We start from the raw sequence: 18,326 nt of genomic DNA, 5'->3' as shown, positions 1-18,326 counted from the left end.
TATTCAGTTAGATTAAAGTAATCGGATTTTTAAACGGCGGACTTATTTTATTTCCCATATTCCTCCCTTGCCGAAAAGAGCGTCGGTCCATTTGTCAAGCAGACACATGCGGAGGCCCTGGTCGAGGATGGTGTAACGACGACGTATTTTCTGGGCAAGGATAACGCTGTCACGCATGCGTCGACGGTTGAGTCCAATGTCTTCCGGCTGTGTCGGGGCACCAACGAGACGCAACCTGCGTATCGCCTCCTCTACAGGAATGAGCTGACATTCCAGTCTCCGCCGGGTTTCCGGCCATTTTTCCTTAAACGTGGTCAATTCACGTCGTAGACTATCATGGTCAACATACTTTGCCTTCACCTCCGTAGCCCCGAGCATGGGGAAGTCGGTAGATTGAAACATCCGGACGGCTTCCTGTTCCTGTTCTTCAAGCCCGGGCCATGCCTTTACACATGCCTCCACGTCTATACCTTCGACATCGGTTTTGAGCAGCTCACGGTAGAAAAAAAGTGAAGCAAGAGTACCCAACGCCACCTGAAAGCCGTGCGAGGGCGCCTTACCATCAGCCATCACATAATGCTGCATATTGAGCAGATGTGAGAACTGGTGGTCGGCTCCGCTGGCAGGGCGGCTCGATTTAGGATAGGCCTGCATGGCAAAACCGCCGAGCAGAAGCCCTTCCATCAGCTTGGCGATGTCTTCAGGACAGCCTTCGCGAGCACCTTGAGGATTGGATAGCGCGTCGTGCAGTCCATCCTGCGCAATGGAGAACGCTACGGGGTCTATAGGCTCCACCCCTATCGCGTCGGCAAGAAGCCAATCGGCCCCTGCCGGAATTTTGGCAAAAAGGTCTGCATATCCACTGGCAGTCATGTCGGCCGGTGCTCGAGAAATAATATCAATGTCGGCAATGATGGCAATGGGGGCCGTACACGGAAAGGTGGTCTTGCATCCATCCTTCGTGATAGAAGCTCCAAAAGCAATATAGCCATCCATCGAGGCTGCCGTGGCAACAACCATGTAACGACGGTTGTTGTGATAAGACGACAGCTTCGTAAGATCATTGACAGTGCCGGAGCCAACGGCTATTGGAATAGCATCGGTTCCAGCAAGGACACCATCGAGAATTTCAATGTATTTCCACTCTGCGTGCATGTCGGGATAATCAAGAATAACAGGAACATCCGTCGGAATTCCTTCATCGCGTAGCATCGTGTCAACCGCGTTACCCGCGACATCATAAGTGGTCTTGTCAGCTATTACGACTGCTCTTTTGCCCGGGAAAAAATCCCGGAAGACGCGTGCGGTCTCTTTAATAGCACCCTGCCTGAGGACGAGGGCATAGGTTTGGGTAGCCTTTTCGAGGGCTAAATCTAAGCTCTTGCTCATGATTTTGTCTTTATTTAAGGTTTTATATTGATGATTGGTCTGTAGTTTTTTCTTCTCTGAAAAATATGTTAAGGCTTTACTCTGACAAAGGGCTTGAGCGTCTCCGGCCTGTAGCGGTAAAGTTCAAGCCAGCCACCATGCCCGCCCTTACTGTTTCTATCAGGATGGAGAAAATAAAAATAGCCGTCACCCATGGCCTGCATACCCATGCTCCCATAGCGGAATCGCCATCCATACACTCCCGAAGCGGCATCGTACAAGCCTGTCTTGCTGAGTTGTACGACCAGACCACGCTCCCCGCCATGTCCTGTAAGGTATTTACGGCTGGGTTTCACGGTATTATCGATAGCAAAGAGCTGATAGTTGGGAAATTGTTGTTTCGTTCCTTTATACACCGCCATGAACCACTGGTCGGATTCGGGGTCATATTCTAAATTCTGCACTCCGTAATTAGTGTTACCCGTATAGGCAAAATAAGTGGCGGCCGGTTTTGCGGGCCCCTCCGTGTGCATGCGGTTCAGGTCGAGTGGACGAGCATGGCGCATAACAGAAGGCCAAGGATATTGTAATAGCACCTGATAGTCATTATCGGTGCGCTGTATATCGCCATAGACACCCAGCGCCACGGTGAGAAACGGCTTACCACCCTTTTTACCAAACCGGGGACCGAAGGAGATACCGTCGATTCCACTGCAACCATACACATGCTTGTGAGTAGTCCCATTAACGGTTGCGGTGCCCTCATACAGCTTTTTTACGGTAGGAAGACATACGGTACGCATGACACCGTCGCGTAATCCATCCATACCGGTACGCGTTATTTTATCTACGTCAAAGACCGCGACATAAAACTGAGTAGCAGATTCTCGGTGTCCCGCACTTTTGTCACTGATGTCGCGGCCTATCTCGTCGTTCTTGTATTCCAGAGAACCATAAACTTTACCGTCCTGTGGATTATAGGCTATACACCCTAAGTGGCCTAACAGGCCGCTGACAGATCCGACAACACGACCTTTCAGGTCTAATTTCACGAGCTGAGTGGTGTAAGAGAGATAAAAATAACGGCGTTCCTTATCCATGGCGACTCCCTGAATATGAAAGTTTCCTTGCGCCTCGACGGGGATGCTGTCCGGCAGAGAGTCAGCTTTAGGGCCGGCCATTGTGGGAATGGCGAATACCCATAACAATATGAACACGCCCTTGGTCAAAGAGCTATGATAAAACAGCCCCTTTGTTTTATTTACATAAAATTTAGGTTTCATATACGAATGGCATTATTAACAAATGAAGCAAATTACATTTTCGTAAAGCAAATAGATAAAAAGATTATTCTTTCATTGCGAAACAAAATTATATATTCATCATGAAAAAAGCAAATTTATTTTGCTCCGTTATTCTTTTTTAACAAAGTCCGGTGTCAAGAGAGTTTAGCCGTCGCACTTTTAATGGAAATACATTGCAACAGAGGGCAAAATAAAATAACGGCACTTGGTCAAGATATAATCTTTCCAAGTGCCGTTATTAAATAGAATATTTTTGAATTTGCCGCTATTCTTCGGGCAAAACGAGTCCCGGCTTGAAAGTTACTTTTGTCTTTTTGCCTACAGCAAGGTTTACCTGCCCGTCGTATGCAAGGAATTCTTCTTCGCACTTCATGGAAGAACCCGCATAATACACCTTCAGATGATAATTGCCCGGCAGCAGATTGCTCATTTTAAATTTGACATCGTAGTCGCAGATACAGTCTGCCCGTTCCTCGAAGTCTACTTTGTGATACACGATGATCGTGATTTGATTGGCTTGGTTGACTACATTCACCCTCCTTTCTCTAATAATACAATTATCCTTTACATCTTCAATCAAACATTGGGCAGAGCCGTCTTTCCCGAGTTCGATGTTGAATGTTGCCGACTCCACGTAATTGGAAGCGAAGACAGCACTGCGAGTGTCGGTTTCGGACAAAGTTAATTTACATTCCGAGTTTGCGACATCATATACTTTTAATGCGTCGAGGGTAATATGCTCTGAAGAACATGCTGACAATCCTATGAGACATATCAGACTATAAAATATCTTTTTCATAATTATATGTAATATGTTATTATCTATTATATAAATGTAATTGTCGGTTATTTATTACTTGTATATTCCTTTATTTCAGCCATTAGCGAATAAACGTGCTTGACACTTTCCAAACCAAAGGCGTTATCATCCTCGTATCTGTTTTCAACCATGTCGGCAAATGTCTTAATCTCAGAGAAGAATCCCTGCGAGACGAGTTGATTATTGCCCATAGTTGGAACAAAGCCGTTTCTTCCGTACAGATTGACAACAGCGGCATTGTTTCGAAAGACTTTTTCCAATGGAACCCCAAATATCGAAGAGCGTCTGAGAGAAAAATCAAGTTTCTCCATTCTGTCTAATATATACAACCCTTTGTCCGTACTAATACTTAACTGCTCCTGCGCGTCTTGCCAAGAATAGTCTGTTGAAAGTTCCAGCATACCTGTTACATCTTGGTGGTCCAACATAAGAAATAAAGTCTGTCCGCCATCTTTACTACTTATTATATCTACCATCTTTACCTTTGCTTTGCCAAAGAGAAACGTAGCATAGTCGAGCGGATGGATAAACAAATCAAGCAAAGCATCACCTTCCGGATACAATCCTGTCAGATAACGATAATGGTAATGCCGCTTGCCATCACTTTTCAACCGTTTTCGCAGAATTTGGGTAGCAGGGGCAAAGCGCCTTTGCAATCCAACCATGATATGTTTTGAACCATACAGTTTAACGGTATCTACCAGTGATTTCAACTCTTCTTCATCCCTGCAAGGTGGTTTCTCTATGAATAAGGATTTGCCTGCTTTGATGACCTCACTCGCTATTTGAAAATGTGAATGTGGATCGGCAGCCACAAAGACGCCTGAAACCGTATCATCATTCAGAATATCTTGCAAAGAAGTGGTGCCCTTGACTCCTTTATACTTTTGAGAAATCAACCTCGCCTTTTTCTCAAAAGTACAACAAACATATTTCAGCGGTAGCTGAAGGTACTGCATGACGGGCAACAGATTGCTGACGCAATGATTGCCCAAACCTACAAGCGCGTATTGCCGGGTGTAGATATGGCTCAACTCACTCATACTACGCATACTTTTATATCTGCCGATGATGTTTTCTAAATATCCCATACTTTCTGCCTATGCGGTTATTTTCTTGAAATGCTTTTTATAAGTGACATACCTGTTGTTTGTCCATTGATATTTCCCATAAAACAACTCAATCATTCGTTTGGGCAATATTCTTTCTAAGTTTCTCAACAGGATAATATCATACTTCCGATGGTAGTTAATCCAACACTGATTACATTCCTTGGAATGCCGGCATTGAATTTTAGAGGTCTTTTGCGAGTTGAATATCTCATCAAGCGTGTTCTCATGTATATTCCCCAAAATTACATTTAAGTTTTGACACAAGGGAACATCGCCATTGGAGTGGACGACCAACTCACTAAAAATGCTATGACACCGAAGTTTCAATCTGCTATTCTTCCACTCGTCATACAGCGCGACAAAGTCAAAGTTTTCGTCCGTCAGGTGTATGGAAGATGGTATCCGGCTGATGAAATCCATATCATCGGCTTCCATCAGATCTTTTGTTGTGTCGAAAAATGACATCGTACTGTAAATACCGATGCGCACGTCGATACCATATTTCCTGGCAATGCCTATAACATGCTTCATATCTTCAAACGAATTCCAGGGGGAAAGGCAGAACATCAGAGAGACAGGCACCAGGTCCTTGCATGCCTCTACCACTTCAATAACTTTGTCATACCCATCCCGTCCACGCATATAGCGATAAGTTTCCTTATTGCCGTCAAGCGAAATATACAGATGCTTGGGATGATGGTTTTTCACGGATGATATGATCTTGTTCGCCGCAAGGCAATTAGACAGCAATGTGTAGTTAGGATGATGCGTGTCAAACCATCCCAGAATCTTATCGGCTTCGGGATGCAGAATGAATTCTCCTCCTTCCAAGCCTACCATCGTGCGCTTTGTCACGCATTTGCTGTTCATTATATTGATTATATCATCCAAACTTAAATTTTCGATCGGTTTCTTCCATATAGAACAGTGCTTGCAACGAGACTGGCAGCTTGTCGTGGAATATATCATCAGAGAGGTGAGTTCCTTATGCTGTTTGCGTATCATATTGTTGACAAATACTATTCCATGACGGATATAGTCATAAATACTATACATTCTTTCTTTTTGGCTTTGTCTTTTATAGAAAAGAGCGAAAACCGATAAAAAGACTGCACGGAATTTACGATTTTATCCTTATTTTCCATCTTCGCATACCCATGAGCCGCAAAGCGGACGACAACTGCCGTTTAAGTATAATGACGGAGTTCTTCGTATCGCTCTCATTATCAAGCAGTTTGCTTCTACTTCGACTTTCAGTGATCAGTCGCGCCGCAAAAGCATAGCTTTTACCGTGCAAAAGCTATGCTTTTACACGCTCAAAGCTGCCCTTTTAGCGCGTAAAAGGGCTGCTTTGAAAAATCAAATCAATACATATTGGAAATACAATGCTTTTGCATTTCCGAAATAGAAAAGAAAACTACTTAAACTTTCATCTGCATACGACCTGACAAATTGATGGTAATTTCTATGAGATAGCTTGTCGGACTATCGGGAACCACCACATAAGCCATGAAATGAAAGCCCGAAGCGTCGGCACGTTGATACTGCAAATCACTCAATACACTTTGTCGAAGAACTTGCGATGGAACAAGTGAGGCAAAATCCTTTTTATAAAAATCTTTTGAAAAAACCTGGGTCGCGCCTCGGAAAAGGCTCAGGTGAATAATATTATCGAAATAAACATTGCCTACTTCTACTCCATCACTGTTATACGCATCTTTCACTACTTTATAAGAAGTAGGGTTCACCTGCACATAATAATGGTAATGGTCTGAACCGTAAAGTATAACCGAATCTTTCTTGATCAGCTTTTTCTGATTCAACACCGATTTCTTCACTTGTTCAAACTGAGCAAGAAAAGATGGGTCTTCAGTCTTTACAAGGCGGATAATGTCACCACCTTGATTCTTGAACTCAAACAGATGGGGTGTCTGTTTTACGATAGCATAGGTGGTCAAATCATTTGGGCTACCCATCATCAATGTATCTCCGATAATCTTGAAATACTCAGGAATCGACATTGAATCAGGATAATAAATCGTATCGCCCTTGGCTCTGAAAGTCAAACTCTCATCGTCTTCATTCATCCATATACCTTGTAACATCGTTTTGGCTTTCAGATTCTCTTCTACATCACCGGTTGTCCTTGCCTTTTGTTCTCCACAAGAGACCACTATTAATGAAGATACAGACAGTATGAACACAAGGCCTGTCTTCATCAAATCATTAAACCTTCTCATGGACATACATTATTTCAAGCCGATACAATGGTAGTCAAAACCCGCTTCTGCCAATTCCTGTCGGTCATAAATATTACGTCCATCAATAATCAGGCGGTTTTTCATCGTCTTTGCAACCACATCCCAACTGGGCAATCTGAACTCTTTCCACTCTGTCAGAAGCAAAAGCGCGTCTGCTCCAAGTGTAGCCTCGTACATATCACGGCAATAAACAATGCGATCGCCTATTCTTCTCTTACACTCCTCCATGGCAACGGGATCGTAAGCTCTGACGTGGCAGCCGGCTTTAAGCAAACTATCAATCATAACAAGGGCCGTAGATTCACGCATATCGTCGGTTTCGGGTTTAAAAGAAAGCCCCCAAAGAGCTATTGTCTTACCATCCAATTGCGGGATATAACGCTGTAATTTGTCAAAAAGTACTCGCTTCTGATTTTCATTCACACGCTCCACAGCTTTCAACACCTCCATAGAATATCCCTTGTCATCAGCCGTCTTGATCAGTGCCTTCACGTCTTTTGGAAAGCAACTGCCTCCATAGCCGCAACCTGCATAGAGAAATTTCCGGCCGATACGTGTATCACTGCCGATACCCTGACGAACCATATTCACGTCGGCCCCAACCCGTTCACACAGATTGGCAATGTCGTTCATAAAGGAAATGCGCGTGGCAAGCATGGAATTAGCTGCGTATTTAGTCATTTCGGCACTGGGTATATCCATAAAAATGACACGGAAGTTATTAATAAGGAAAGGCTTATACAATTTTGTCAACAACCGTTTGGCCTCTTCGCTCTCAACACCAACAACCACACGGTCAGGACTCATGAAATCTTTGATGGCGTTTCCTTCTTTCAGAAATTCAGGATTGCTGGCCACATCAAACGCTACGTTGACCCCACGTTTATCGAGCTCGGCCTGAATCGTGGCTTTCACCTTTTCGGCCGTTCCAACAGGAACAGTACTTTTTGTAACTACCACCACATATTTATTCAGGTTTTGCCCTATCGTTTCAGCCACCTGCAATACATATTTCAAATCGGCCGAGCCGTCTTCATCCGGTGGTGTGCCAACCGCTGAGAAAATAATCTCTTGATCCGCTATGATATCAGCTAATGATGTTGTAAATTTCAGACGCCCGGCTTTGTAATTCTTTAAGACCAACTCGTCAAGGCCGGGCTCATAGATGGGAATGTCACCATTTTGCAATCGCAAAATCTTCTGCTCATCAAGGTCTACACAAGTTACATTAGCTCCCGTTTCAGCAAAGCAAGCACCGCTTACCAGCCCTACATACCCCGTACCAACAATTGCAATATTCATGTTAGTTGTTTGTTATTTTTAATAAAACAATTACCGAAAAAAGGCTAATTGTCCTTGTTTTATACACTTTCCACTTACTATATGTTATACAAATGTAATCCATTCAAATGACTTTACAAAATTATCAATATAAAAAAAGTTCTATCGCCGCATTTTTTTTTGAAACGCTTGCATTATATAAAGAAAAGCCTTAATTTTGCAATCGTGATTGAAATTGATAAACACATAGAGATATTACTGCTTGACAACGAATGCGTAATCATTCCAGGATTCGGAGGATTTACGACCCATTACGTGCCGGCCAGATATGACGACAGAGACAATATGTTTCTGCCGCCAATTCGTACAATCGGTTTCAATCCACAACTCCGTATCAATGATTCTCTTCTCGTACAATCCTATGTGGAATGCTACGACATCAGTTATCCTGAAGCCTTAAAAAAAATAGAGGCAGAAGTGGATAAACTAAAGACTATTCTTAATTCGAAGGGCGAATATACTTTTTCTGATATCGGCACGATTACGTTGAACAACGATGGTAACTACGAGTTCACGCCATGCGAATCAGGACTGCTCACGCCGGAACTTTACGGTCTTTCTTCTTATGAATTCAAAACTCGGGCAGCACTTGCTACTGTCGAAAATGAATTAAAAATAACAGAAATAAGAGGTCATGAAAGCAAAGCAGCCGAGAAACCGGATACAGAACAGACTTCAAGACCTGTTTTACCATTTGCGGCTACCACAACCTCATTGCAGGAGGAAAATGATAAAACGCAGGAGTCGAATACCAGAACACATTTTATATATAGTGCGATCCGCAATATTGCCGTAGCATGTTTGGCCGCGGTTGTTATGATTCTGATATCCAGCCCACTTGACAACAATAAGCAGTCGGTGGTAAGCAGCGGTAGTATTGATACAAACCTGTTATATCGGCTACTGCCCAAGAATGTGAGTATGGCTCCTTCGCCATTAAAACTCGCTGCGCCTCAAACCAATAAAAACTTTCAAACAGCAGGGCCTGACAAACAGATAACCGAGACAAAAGAAGCTCAACCTTCTTCATATTATACTTTAGTATTAGCCAGTAAAGTAAGCAAAACCAACGCGAAAGCCTTTACAGAACTATTACATAAAAACGGATATGAGGAAGCACAGGTTATCATTACCAAAAAGAATGTAAAGGTTGTTTTCGGTCATTACACAACAGAGCGTGACGCATATCGAATGGTCAACAAGCTACATGGATTAAAATATTTTAAAGACTGCTGGGTCACACGCATTCGTCAATCATAAAATCACATTTTATCAATCATCATGAAACGAGTTCGTTGCCCCAAATGCGATAATTACATCACCTTCGACGAAACAAAATACCAAGAAGGGCAATCGTTGGTTTTTCAATGTCCGGATTGCGGGAAGCAGTTTGGTATCAGGCTGGGAGTTTCCAAATTGAGAAACATACAAAAAGAAGAGAATCCGGACGAAATGGACAACAAAGAAGGCTACGGTTCAATTGTCGTCATCGAAAATATCTTCCACTACAAGCAAGTGATCCCCCTAAAGTTAGGCGACAATGGTATTGGCAGATATATGAAAGGCCAGAAAATCAACTGCCCTATCGAAACCAACGACCCCAGTATTGATATGACTCATTGTTTCATCAACGTGGGTTACGATAAGTTTGGCAAGTTGCAATATATTCTACGCGACGGTCCAAGCTATACGGGCACTTTTGTCGATAATGAAATTCTGGGCAATAAAGAGCGTCGGGTAATCACCGACGGCACATTGTTTACAATCGGGGCTACGAGCATTATCCTGCGAGCTGTTTAGATTCGCCGGGCTAAAGCTCTTTCATCTCTCCCCTATCATTTCTTTGACCTATCACAAAAAGAATTAATAATTCTTTAATCTGAAATAAAACGACTATCTTTGCAAGCTATGAACTGCGCTTTTGATCAATGATTTTGGAAGATCGTCTTTTACGTTTAGATTATGAAACCGACAGCGATATTATGTCTGCATTGTCCTGACAAGCAAAGCTTTATTTCTGAAATTAAAAGTCTATCGCAGATTATGAATTAAGAATAAGATTATTATCTTCAGTTAAATGGAAATTGCCATCGTAAAATATAACGCAGGAAATATCTACTCGGTTGTAAACGCACTACGGCGGCTGGAGATAGAACCGTTGCTGACAGATAACCCAGACTTATTAGCGCAGGCAGACAAAGTTATTTTTCCGGGACAAGGTAACGCCGGAGAAGCGATGGCCTACCTCCGGAAGCACCATTTAGATCAGGTAATACGGGAGTTGCGACAACCCGTGTTGGGAATTTGTGTAGGTCAGCAGCTATTATGCCGACATTCAGAAGAAGGAGACACTGATTGCCTGGGGATTTTTGATGTCGATGTCAAACGCTTTCACCCTAAGCGGCACGAAGATAAAGTACCGGCTGTGGGCTGGCAGGAAATCCGTACGAATGATAACGTACTGTTCAAGCACGTCCCGGAGCACGTCTATACTTATTTTGTACATAGCTACTATGTACCTCTATGTGCGTCAACCATAGCTGAGGCCGACTATATTGTCCCTTATTCTGCCTGCCTGCACAAGGATAATTATTATACTTGTCAGTTTCATCCGGAGAAAAGTGGGAAAACAGGTGAGCAGATTCTCCAAAATTTCCTTAGTCTATGAAAATGGAACTTATCCCTGCAATAGATCTGATCAACGGTCAATGTGTTAGACTAACCAAAGGTGATTACAATCGGAAAAAAGTCTATCATGCCGATCCTGTGGCAATGGCAAAACAATTTGAGGCATTGGGCTTTAAGCGTTTGCACGTTGTAGATCTGGATGGAGCAAGGTCACGACACATCGTTAATGACTCTATATTGAAGCAGATTGTCCAAACGACACATTTGCAGGTGGACTTCGGAGGTGGCATTCAAACCCATAGGGATATAGAAAAGGCCTTTGACGCCGGTGCCACAATGGTTACCGTGAGCAGTATTGCTGTCATGAATCCTGAATTGACCTTTGAGTGGATAAAAAAATATGGTGCCGACAGACTGATACTTGGAGCAGATGTCAGAGATGGGAAAATATCAATCAATGGTTGGCAAGACAATTCTGAGATGGAACTGTTTGCCTTTCTGAACCAATTTGTAAACAAAGGCGTACGCAATGTGCTCTGTACCGATATCAGTAAGGATGGAACTCTACAGGGACCGACTATAACTCTCTACCGGCAAATCATGAAAGTCTATCCCAACCTGCACTTGATTGCAAGTGGGGGGATAGCAGACAACGAAGATCTGGAAGAACTGGAACAAGCAGGTATACCCGCGGCAGTCTTCGGAAAAGCTTTTTATGAGGGAAAAATCGATATTCAACGATTAGGTTTATGAAAGGTATTGCAAAACGAATTATTCCTTGTCTTGATGTCAAAAACGGCGAGACAGTCAAGGGGACTCATTTCGTAAACCTGCGAAGTGCCGGAGATCCTGTGGGGTTAGGACAACTCTATAGCAATGCAGGTGCCGACGAACTGGTTTTTCTGGATATCACGGCGAGCGTCGAAGGACGAAAGACTTTTACGGAAATGGTATCTCGTGTAGCCTCAACCATCAATATTCCATTTACTGTTGGTGGAGGAATCAACGAACTGAGCGATGTAGACCGACTACTAAATGCCGGCGCGGACAAAATAAGTATCAATAGCGCCGCTCTTCTCCATCCCATGCTGATTGACGAAATTACACATTATTATGGCTCACAAGTCTGTGTATGCGCAATTGACGCACGGCCGGACATTGACGGCTGGCATTGCTATTTGAAAGGTGGACGTGAACGGACAGAAAGAAATCTCTTTGATTGGGCAAAAGAGGTGGCTGACCGTGGAGCTGGAGAAATACTCTTTACCAGCATGGAGCATGACGGCGTGAAACATGGCTTTGCCAATGAGGCTCTTGCGCATCTCGCCGACATCGTTGACATTCCAATCATTGCCAGTGGAGGCGCGGGGAAGATGGAACATTTCAGAGACGTTTTTACCTTAGGCAAGGCCGACGCGGCCTTAGCGGCCAGTGTCTTTCATTTTGGCGAAATCAAGATTCCAGACTTGAAACAATATCTGCTACAAGAAGGAATAAACGTGCGCCCTACGGTTTAAACTCACAAAATAGAAGAAGTACATGATAATAGATTTTAAGAAAATGAACGGTCTTGTCCCAGCCATCATTCAAGATGTCACTACCAAAAATGTATTGATGCTTGGCTTCATGAATGAGACCGCATATCAAAAGACCATGGAAACTCAAAAGGTTACCTTCTGGAGTAGAACCCGGCAGTGCCTATGGACCAAAGGTGAAACCAGTGGGAATTATCTGAATTTAGTAGATATCAAGGTGGATTGCGATAACGACACATTACTTGTCAGCGTACAGCCGGATGGACCAACCTGTCATAAGGGAACCGCCACTTGCTGGGGGGAAGACAACGAATATAATCCGATTCTCTTCCTTAGTGAATTGCAGGATTTTATCAACCAACGCTATAGAGAAATGCCGGAAGAGAGTTATACGACCAGTCTTTTCAAGAAAGGAACCAACAGAATGGCACAAAAGCTGGGGGAAGAGGCTCTTGAAACCATCATCGAAGCAACGGCCGGGACAAATGAAAAACTAATTTACGAAACCTCGGATATGCTCTATCATCTCATCGTCCTGCTGACAAGCAAAGGACTGAGGATTGAAGAGGTCGCAAAGGAACTGATGAAACGCCATCATCCTGCTTGGGATAAAGCGCGCAGGGCGGCAAAAAGTAAAAGAGAAATAGATTAATAATAAAAAAATAATAAAGATCATGTTAGTCAATTATAAGAAAGTAAATATCTATCAAGCCGATAGCCTCATTTTAAAAGAGGTGGACTTTCAGGCTTCAGAAGGAGAATTTATATATATAATAGGTAAAGTTGGCTCAGGAAAAAGTAGCCTGCTCAAAACATTGTATTGTGAACTTGACTTGGTGGAAGACGAAGCTGACGAAGCAGAAGTACTCGGAAGGAAGTTGGTAGGGCTGAAACGCAAGGAAGTTCCCGCGCTCCGGCGCGAAATGGGAATCATCTTTCAGGACTTCCAACTGCTTCACGATCGTTCTGTACGCAAGAACTTGCAGTTTGTACTAAAAGCGACGGACTGGAAAGACAAGAAAGAGATAGACCAACGTATTGAAGATGTACTCACGGAAGTGGGACTTCGTGATAAAATAGACCAAATGCCACATGAGTTGTCCGGTGGAGAACAACAGCGTATTGCCATCGCCCGGGCTCTATTAAACAAGCCTAAAATCATCATTGCCGACGAACCTACAGGCAATCTGGATCCAGAGACAGCAAGCAGTATTATTCAATTGCTGAAGAATGTAACAACAACAGGTACAGCGGTCATTATGTCTACCCACAATATACCTATGCTTGACAGATATCCGGGTATTGTATATAGATGCCAAGATGGAACCATCCGCGATGTAACGGGTGAGTTCAACAAGATGAATCTTTTAGAAGATTCGCCTGAAGATTAATGATTCCAGAAGATTAATAAGACGAAAAGCATTAAAGTCCGGTTAAATTTATTAATAAGTTTAGAGATTATGAAGGTAATGAAATTTGGAGGAACATCGGTAGGCTCTCCAGAACGTATGAAGAGTGTGTCCTCATTAATCACCCAAAGTGGCGAACCTACATTTGTTGTGCTTTCTGCCATGAGCGGAACAACCAATTCTCTCATTGAAATCAGTGATTACCTCTACAAGAAAAATCCAGAAGGAGCTAATGAAATCATTAATTCTTTAGAAAACAAGTATCTTAAACATGCAGATGAATTATATACCACCGATGAATATAAGCAAAAAACAAAAGAATTTCTGAAAGAAGAGTTCAATCTTTTACGCTCATCTACCAAGGACTTATTCACTTCTTTTGAAGAGAAATGTATTGTAGCCCAAGGAGAAATTATCAGCACAACAATGGTCGTGAATTATCTGAACGAAATAGGCATCAAAGCCGTGTTGCTAAACGCGCTTGATTTCATGCGAACAGATAAGAACTCAGAGCCCGATCCACAATACATCAAAGAAAAACTTGAAGAGCTCATGGTGGCAAATGAAGGCTATCAAATATACATCACTCAAGGATTTATCTGTCGCAATGCTTATGGAGAAATAGATAATCTGCTCCGTGGTGGCTCTGATTATACAGCGTCATTAATAGGAGCTGCTCTGAACGCAGAAGAAATTGATATATGGACTGATATCGACGGTATGCATAATAACGACCCAAGAGTCGTGGACAAGACCGAAGCCGTAAAACAACTCAACTTTGAAGAAGCGGCTGAATTAGCATACTTTGGGGCCAAAATCCTCCACCCCACTTGCGTGCAACCTGCCAAATATGCCAGCATACCTGTAAGGTTGAAGAATACGATGTCCCCTGACGCAGAGGGCACCATTATTAACAATGTATTGGTTAAAGGTAAAATCAAAGCCGTAGCCGCAAAGGATAATATTACAGCTATCAAGATAAAATCCAGCCGAATGCTGTTGGCGACCGGCTTTCTACGTAAAGTCTTTGAGATATTTGAAAGCTATCAGACACCCATTGACATGATTACAACCAGCGAAGTTGGTGTATCAATGAGTATCGACAACGACTCCCACCTAACAGATATCGTCGATGAATTGAAAAAGTACGGAACAGTAACTGTTGATACTGACATGTGCATTATCTGCGTTGTTGGAGATCTTGATTGGAGTAACCTTGGATTTGAAACCATCGTTCTCGATGCCCTAAAGGATATTCCTGTCAGAATGATTTCGTACGGTGGAAGCAATTACAACATCTCATTCCTTATCAAAGAAATCGACAAGAAACAGGCTCTCCAAAATTTAAGTAACGTTTTATTCAATAATTAAAGGAATTATATGAGTAATGGATTCCCTGTAGATAAGTTTCAAAATCTTGAAACTCCATTTTACTATTATGATACTCAATTATTGCGTCAAACCTTGGCTGTAATCAATAAGGAAGTTGCTAAATACCGGAACTTTCAAGTGCATTACGCCGTCAAGGCAAATGCTAATCCCAAAATTTTGAAAAGCATCTGTCAAGCCGGTTTGGGAGCCGACTGTGTCAGCGGAGGTGAAATCCAAGCTGCTCTTACAGCCGGCTTTCAGCCCGATAAAATTGTTTATGCGGGTGTAGGCAAAAGCGACTGGGAGATCAATTTAGGACTTGATCATGACATATTTTGCTTTAACGTTGAAAGTGAAGCTGAACTTGACGTTATCAACGAACTGGCCGGAGAACGCGACAAAACAGCTCACATAGCGTTACGAATCAACCCGAATATTGGCGCACATACACATGCCAACATTATTACAGGACTTTCCGAGAACAAGTTCGGTATCGATATGGGCGACATGGAACCCATCATCGACAAGATGAGCGAGATGAAACATGTAACATTTGTTGGTCTCCATTTTCACATTGGCAGTCAGATCCTTGACATGGACGATTTCAAAGCTCTTTGCAATCGTATTAATGAACTTCAAGAAAAGCTTGAACAACACCATATTAGTATTAAAAATATTAATGTTGGCGGCGGATTAGGCGTTAGCTATGTTCAGCCCGAACAGGAATCTATCGCTGATTTCCACAACTATTTTGCCACCTATGCCCACCACTTGAAACTACATGACGGTCAGATTCTTCACTTTGAATTAGGCCGGTCTGTCGTTGCTCAAATGGGCAGTCTCATTGCTCGCACACTTTATATCAAACAAGGAACATCCAAGCAGTTCGCTATTCTTGACGCAGGAATGACCGATCTCATTCGCCCGGCTCTGTATCAAGCCTATCACAAAATAGAAAACATATCCAACAATGAGCCCAAAGAGACTTACGATGTGGTAGGGCCTATTTGCGAATCCAGTGATGTTTTTGCCAAAGCCATTGATCTTAACAAAACAAAACGAGGTGACTTTATTGCCATACGATCAGCCGGAGCGTATGGTGAAATCATGGCCAGCCAATACAACTGCCGTCGCCTACCTATCGGTTATCTAACAGAAGACCTATGATCTTTGATTTATTCACGATTATATGCTGTGTTGCAGCATTTTTAGTTTCACTTATCTCCATCTTCGCTACCCCTTTCTTCAGAATCCTAAGCATCGTGCCCAGGATTCAATCAAGTAACGAAGATGAAGAACGTGCGACGGAATATCCCCCGGTTTCTATCGTTCTTTATTCACATGATTTAGCCCACGAGCTTGAACATAACCTTTCTTTATTTCTTCATCAGAACTATGAGGGAACTTATAAAGTAATTGTCGTGATCGACAAAGGAGACGCTGAGGCCGAAGACATACTTAAACGGTATGCCCATGAGCCTCATTTATATACAACGTATATTCCCGATACTTCGAGATACATGAGCAGAAAGAAACTGGCAATTACCATAGGCGTAAAAGCGGCCAAGTCCGACTGGGTGATTATTACGGCACCTACTTGTCGTCCTGCTGACTCCCTATGGCTTTCAAGCATCGCCCGAAAGTGCCGGATTGATAAGAATCTGGTCGTTTCTTTCACCCAATATACTGATAATACTACCACGCTGAAACGTTTTTATCACCTTCTAACCGAAAGCTACCTATTGCGACGCGCGTTTAAGGGTATTGCATTCAATACAGACAGTCCCTGCGTCGCTTTCAGAAAGAAAGACTTTATTGGTGGCAATGGCTTTCTGGGTAATCTGCAGTATAACTGTGGCGAATATAGCTTTATAGTAAATAAATACGCAGCGTTCAAAACGACAGCCATTCATCTCGATTCAGCCCATCCACTTATAGAAGATTTTACTTCTCCAAAGGCTTGGAAGCATAAGCGTCTTTACTACAACGCCATACGGCATGCTCTGCTCCGACGTCACAGCTATCATGCCATGTTTAACTTTGACATGACAATGCTGCATCTTAGTCTCCTCGTCAACATTACACTGATAATTCTCGCCATCATCATACAAAATTGGATTGTAGCCGGAAGTTCTGCTTTCATGCTAATTATCTGGATATTCTTCCATACGCTATTTGGTAAAAAGGCTGCCAATCATTTTGGGGTTGAAATCAGTGTGGGAAGCATTGTTCCTTTACTCATTTACGTTGTTTGGTATCATCTGTTGCTTATGATTCGACTTCATGCCGCAGATAAAAATGATTTTACCACACACAAATTGTAATACCGGCTCATAACAAATTTGACGTAGAAAACTAAAGATGAATATTACAATCATAAGCTTCGTCTCATCAAAGGATCCTATTTATCCTTTATTCGTATCGACAATCATTCACAGTTTGTCGAATGAAGCCAAGGTGAATACGGACGATCACCCCGATGTCGTGCATATTTTAGGAGCTTGGAATCCCAAGGTTTTCAAGAAACTAAAGCATTATGTCGCGCTCAAAATTCCCGTAGTCTACTCACCATTGAGTGGAATAACACCTTGGATGATTGCCGCGAAGCGGCGCAAAATCGGAAGCTTACTACAGTTCTACCAACAAAAACAGGCCGTGAGAAAAGCAAATAGCGTTGTCGCTTTTAGCCGGTCGGAAGCAAAGGCCATGGCCAAATGGAGGAAAAAGGAAAATCTATGCGAACTTCGTAATAGTATTATCACCCACCGATATCCATCCTCTACACTCGCCGCAGAACTCCTTGCCCACTATCAACAAGTCATAGCCTCTCACGACCGGCATATCCGCCTTCAGATTGAAGACCAAGTACAAAAGCTAAAGATTGAAGATGAAAACATCAACATACTACTCCAGAAGATTCTTTACTTAAAATACCAGCAGCACCGTGGGTATATTCCAATACCCTTGTTGCAAGACCTGACTCAGAATCTTATTGAGCGAGAGATGGATGAGGACTCTTTCATTCAGACGATAAAAGACTTGAAACTTCTTAAATTTGTTTCTTTCCTGCAAAACAAGATGGCGCAGGAATGTGGCCTTACAGAAGGCTATATGCCCGTCCCGCTCAAGGAATAGAAAATCTCTATAGGCTTTATTATAAACAAATGACTACGCCCC

18 protein-coding genes are annotated in these 18,326 nt (G+C 42.8%); 11 read left to right on the top strand and 7 right to left on the bottom strand.

Annotated elements, in window-relative coordinates; all coding sequences use genetic code 11:
- Positions 1 to 42: 42 nt before the first annotated feature.
- The 7 genes from JHU38_RS02365 to JHU38_RS02335 all read right to left on the bottom strand — a co-directional run bounded on the left by JHU38_RS02365 (position 43) and on the right by JHU38_RS02335 (position 8,167).
- Entirely contained in the window at positions 43 to 1,389 is a 1,347-nt protein-coding gene (locus JHU38_RS02365) for a sn-glycerol-1-phosphate dehydrogenase (RefSeq protein ID WP_107582625.1), read from the bottom strand.
- Between the two features lie 68 nt (positions 1,390 to 1,457).
- The gene (locus JHU38_RS02360; RefSeq protein WP_232369806.1) at positions 1,458 to 2,651 is read right to left on the bottom strand and encodes a hypothetical protein; all 1,194 of its coding nucleotides are present in this window, start codon (positions 2,649 to 2,651) and stop codon (positions 1,458 to 1,460) included.
- 286 nt (positions 2,652 to 2,937) lie between these two features.
- The gene (locus tag JHU38_RS02355; RefSeq protein ID WP_107582626.1) at positions 2,938 to 3,471 is read right to left on the bottom strand and encodes a hypothetical protein; all 534 of its coding nucleotides are present in this window, start codon (positions 3,469 to 3,471) and stop codon (positions 2,938 to 2,940) included.
- A 47-nt stretch (positions 3,472 to 3,518) separates the two neighbouring features.
- Entirely contained in the window at positions 3,519 to 4,583 is a 1,065-nt protein-coding gene (locus JHU38_RS02350; RefSeq protein WP_107582627.1) for a Gfo/Idh/MocA family protein, read from the bottom strand.
- A gap of 9 nt (positions 4,584 to 4,592) precedes the next feature.
- Positions 4,593 to 5,660, bottom strand: coding sequence for a radical SAM protein (locus tag JHU38_RS02345; RefSeq protein ID WP_107582628.1), 1,068 nt, complete (start codon positions 5,658 to 5,660; stop codon positions 4,593 to 4,595).
- Between the two features lie 365 nt (positions 5,661 to 6,025).
- Positions 6,026 to 6,844: a DUF4738 domain-containing protein gene (locus JHU38_RS02340; RefSeq protein ID WP_232369805.1), complete on the bottom strand. Its 819-nt coding sequence runs from the start codon at positions 6,842 to 6,844 to the stop codon at positions 6,026 to 6,028.
- A 9-nt stretch (positions 6,845 to 6,853) separates the two neighbouring features.
- A complete protein-coding gene (locus JHU38_RS02335; RefSeq protein WP_107582629.1) occupies positions 6,854 to 8,167 on the bottom strand; it encodes a UDP-glucose dehydrogenase family protein in 1,314 nt (437 codons plus the stop codon).
- A gap of 204 nt (positions 8,168 to 8,371) precedes the next feature.
- Between JHU38_RS02335 and JHU38_RS02330 the strand changes: the two genes are divergently transcribed.
- The 11 genes from JHU38_RS02330 (at position 8,372) to JHU38_RS02280 (ending at position 18,284) form a co-directional block, all read left to right on the top strand.
- Positions 8,372 to 9,466 (top strand): HU domain-containing protein, encoded by a 1,095-nt coding sequence (locus JHU38_RS02330; protein ID WP_107583165.1) that lies wholly within the window; start codon positions 8,372 to 8,374, stop codon positions 9,464 to 9,466.
- Between the two features lie 21 nt (positions 9,467 to 9,487).
- Positions 9,488 to 10,006, top strand: a complete 519-nt coding sequence (locus JHU38_RS02325) for an FHA domain-containing protein (protein WP_107582630.1) — start codon at positions 9,488 to 9,490, stop codon at positions 10,004 to 10,006.
- 277 nt (positions 10,007 to 10,283) lie between these two features.
- Positions 10,284 to 10,874, top strand: a complete 591-nt coding sequence (gene hisH, locus JHU38_RS02320; RefSeq protein WP_107582631.1) for an imidazole glycerol phosphate synthase subunit HisH — start codon at positions 10,284 to 10,286, stop codon at positions 10,872 to 10,874.
- Positions 10,871 to 11,587, top strand: coding sequence for a 1-(5-phosphoribosyl)-5-[(5-phosphoribosylamino)methylideneamino]imidazole-4-carboxamide isomerase (gene hisA, locus JHU38_RS02315; protein WP_107582632.1), 717 nt, complete (start codon positions 10,871 to 10,873; stop codon positions 11,585 to 11,587). Before hisH ends, hisA begins: the two co-directional genes overlap by 4 nt.
- Positions 11,584 to 12,351: an imidazole glycerol phosphate synthase subunit HisF gene (gene hisF / locus JHU38_RS02310; RefSeq protein ID WP_107582633.1), complete on the top strand. Its 768-nt coding sequence runs from the start codon at positions 11,584 to 11,586 to the stop codon at positions 12,349 to 12,351. Before hisA ends, hisF begins: the two co-directional genes overlap by 4 nt.
- A 22-nt stretch (positions 12,352 to 12,373) precedes the next feature.
- A complete protein-coding gene (gene hisIE / locus JHU38_RS02305; RefSeq protein WP_107582634.1) occupies positions 12,374 to 13,021 on the top strand; it encodes a bifunctional phosphoribosyl-AMP cyclohydrolase/phosphoribosyl-ATP diphosphatase HisIE in 648 nt (215 codons plus the stop codon).
- A gap of 22 nt (positions 13,022 to 13,043) precedes the next feature.
- The gene (locus JHU38_RS02300) at positions 13,044 to 13,760 is read left to right on the top strand and encodes a cell division ATP-binding protein FtsE (RefSeq protein ID WP_107582635.1); all 717 of its coding nucleotides are present in this window, start codon (positions 13,044 to 13,046) and stop codon (positions 13,758 to 13,760) included.
- A 69-nt stretch (positions 13,761 to 13,829) separates the two neighbouring features.
- On the top strand, positions 13,830 to 15,149 hold the full coding sequence (locus JHU38_RS02295; protein ID WP_107582636.1) for an aspartate kinase: 1,320 nt from the start codon (positions 13,830 to 13,832) through the stop codon (positions 15,147 to 15,149).
- A 9-nt stretch (positions 15,150 to 15,158) separates the two neighbouring features.
- Positions 15,159 to 16,316 (top strand): diaminopimelate decarboxylase, encoded by a 1,158-nt coding sequence (gene lysA / locus JHU38_RS02290; protein WP_107582637.1) that lies wholly within the window; start codon positions 15,159 to 15,161, stop codon positions 16,314 to 16,316.
- A complete protein-coding gene (locus JHU38_RS02285) occupies positions 16,313 to 17,473 on the top strand; it encodes a glycosyltransferase (RefSeq protein ID WP_107582638.1) in 1,161 nt (386 codons plus the stop codon). Before lysA ends, JHU38_RS02285 begins: the two co-directional genes overlap by 4 nt.
- A gap of 37 nt (positions 17,474 to 17,510) precedes the next feature.
- A complete protein-coding gene (locus JHU38_RS02280) occupies positions 17,511 to 18,284 on the top strand; it encodes a glycosyltransferase family protein (RefSeq protein ID WP_107582639.1) in 774 nt (257 codons plus the stop codon).
- Positions 18,285 to 18,326 lie beyond the last annotated feature (42 nt).

This window comes from Prevotella illustrans (assembly GCF_017426725.1).
GTDB classification, from domain to species: domain Bacteria; phylum Bacteroidota; class Bacteroidia; order Bacteroidales; family Bacteroidaceae; genus Prevotella; species Prevotella illustrans.
Note: the sequence above shows the minus strand (reverse complement) of the source record. Positions and strands in the feature narration are given on the sequence as shown.

What these genes read in the sequence shown, in the direction of transcription:
- JHU38_RS02280 (WP_107582639.1), top strand. Translation starts at nt 17,511, where the DNA reads ATGAATATTACAATCATAAGCTTCGTCTCATCAAAGGATCCTATTTAT.
- JHU38_RS02365 (WP_107582625.1), bottom strand. Translation starts at nt 1,389, where the DNA reads ATGAGCAAGAGCTTAGATTTAGCCCTCGAAAAGGCTACCCAAACCTAT.
- JHU38_RS02340 (WP_232369805.1), bottom strand. Translation starts at nt 6,844, where the DNA reads ATGAGAAGGTTTAATGATTTGATGAAGACAGGCCTTGTGTTCATACTG.
- JHU38_RS02325 (WP_107582630.1), top strand. Translation starts at nt 9,488, where the DNA reads ATGAAACGAGTTCGTTGCCCCAAATGCGATAATTACATCACCTTCGAC.
- JHU38_RS02360 (WP_232369806.1), bottom strand. Translation starts at nt 2,651, where the DNA reads ATGAAACCTAAATTTTATGTAAATAAAACAAAGGGGCTGTTTTATCAT.
- hisF (WP_107582633.1), top strand. Translation starts at nt 11,584, where the DNA reads ATGAAAGGTATTGCAAAACGAATTATTCCTTGTCTTGATGTCAAAAAC.
- JHU38_RS02295 (WP_107582636.1), top strand. Translation starts at nt 13,830, where the DNA reads ATGAAGGTAATGAAATTTGGAGGAACATCGGTAGGCTCTCCAGAACGT.
- JHU38_RS02350 (WP_107582627.1), bottom strand. Translation starts at nt 4,583, where the DNA reads ATGGGATATTTAGAAAACATCATCGGCAGATATAAAAGTATGCGTAGT.
- JHU38_RS02335 (WP_107582629.1), bottom strand. Translation starts at nt 8,167, where the DNA reads ATGAATATTGCAATTGTTGGTACGGGGTATGTAGGGCTGGTAAGCGGT.
- JHU38_RS02300 (WP_107582635.1), top strand. Translation starts at nt 13,044, where the DNA reads ATGTTAGTCAATTATAAGAAAGTAAATATCTATCAAGCCGATAGCCTC.
- hisIE (WP_107582634.1), top strand. Translation starts at nt 12,374, where the DNA reads ATGATAATAGATTTTAAGAAAATGAACGGTCTTGTCCCAGCCATCATT.
- JHU38_RS02345 (WP_107582628.1), bottom strand. Translation starts at nt 5,660, where the DNA reads ATGTATAGTATTTATGACTATATCCGTCATGGAATAGTATTTGTCAAC.
- JHU38_RS02355 (WP_107582626.1), bottom strand. Translation starts at nt 3,471, where the DNA reads ATGAAAAAGATATTTTATAGTCTGATATGTCTCATAGGATTGTCAGCA.
- lysA (WP_107582637.1), top strand. Translation starts at nt 15,159, where the DNA reads ATGAGTAATGGATTCCCTGTAGATAAGTTTCAAAATCTTGAAACTCCA.
- JHU38_RS02285 (WP_107582638.1), top strand. Translation starts at nt 16,313, where the DNA reads ATGATCTTTGATTTATTCACGATTATATGCTGTGTTGCAGCATTTTTA.
- hisH (WP_107582631.1), top strand. Translation starts at nt 10,284, where the DNA reads ATGGAAATTGCCATCGTAAAATATAACGCAGGAAATATCTACTCGGTT.
- hisA (WP_107582632.1), top strand. Translation starts at nt 10,871, where the DNA reads ATGAAAATGGAACTTATCCCTGCAATAGATCTGATCAACGGTCAATGT.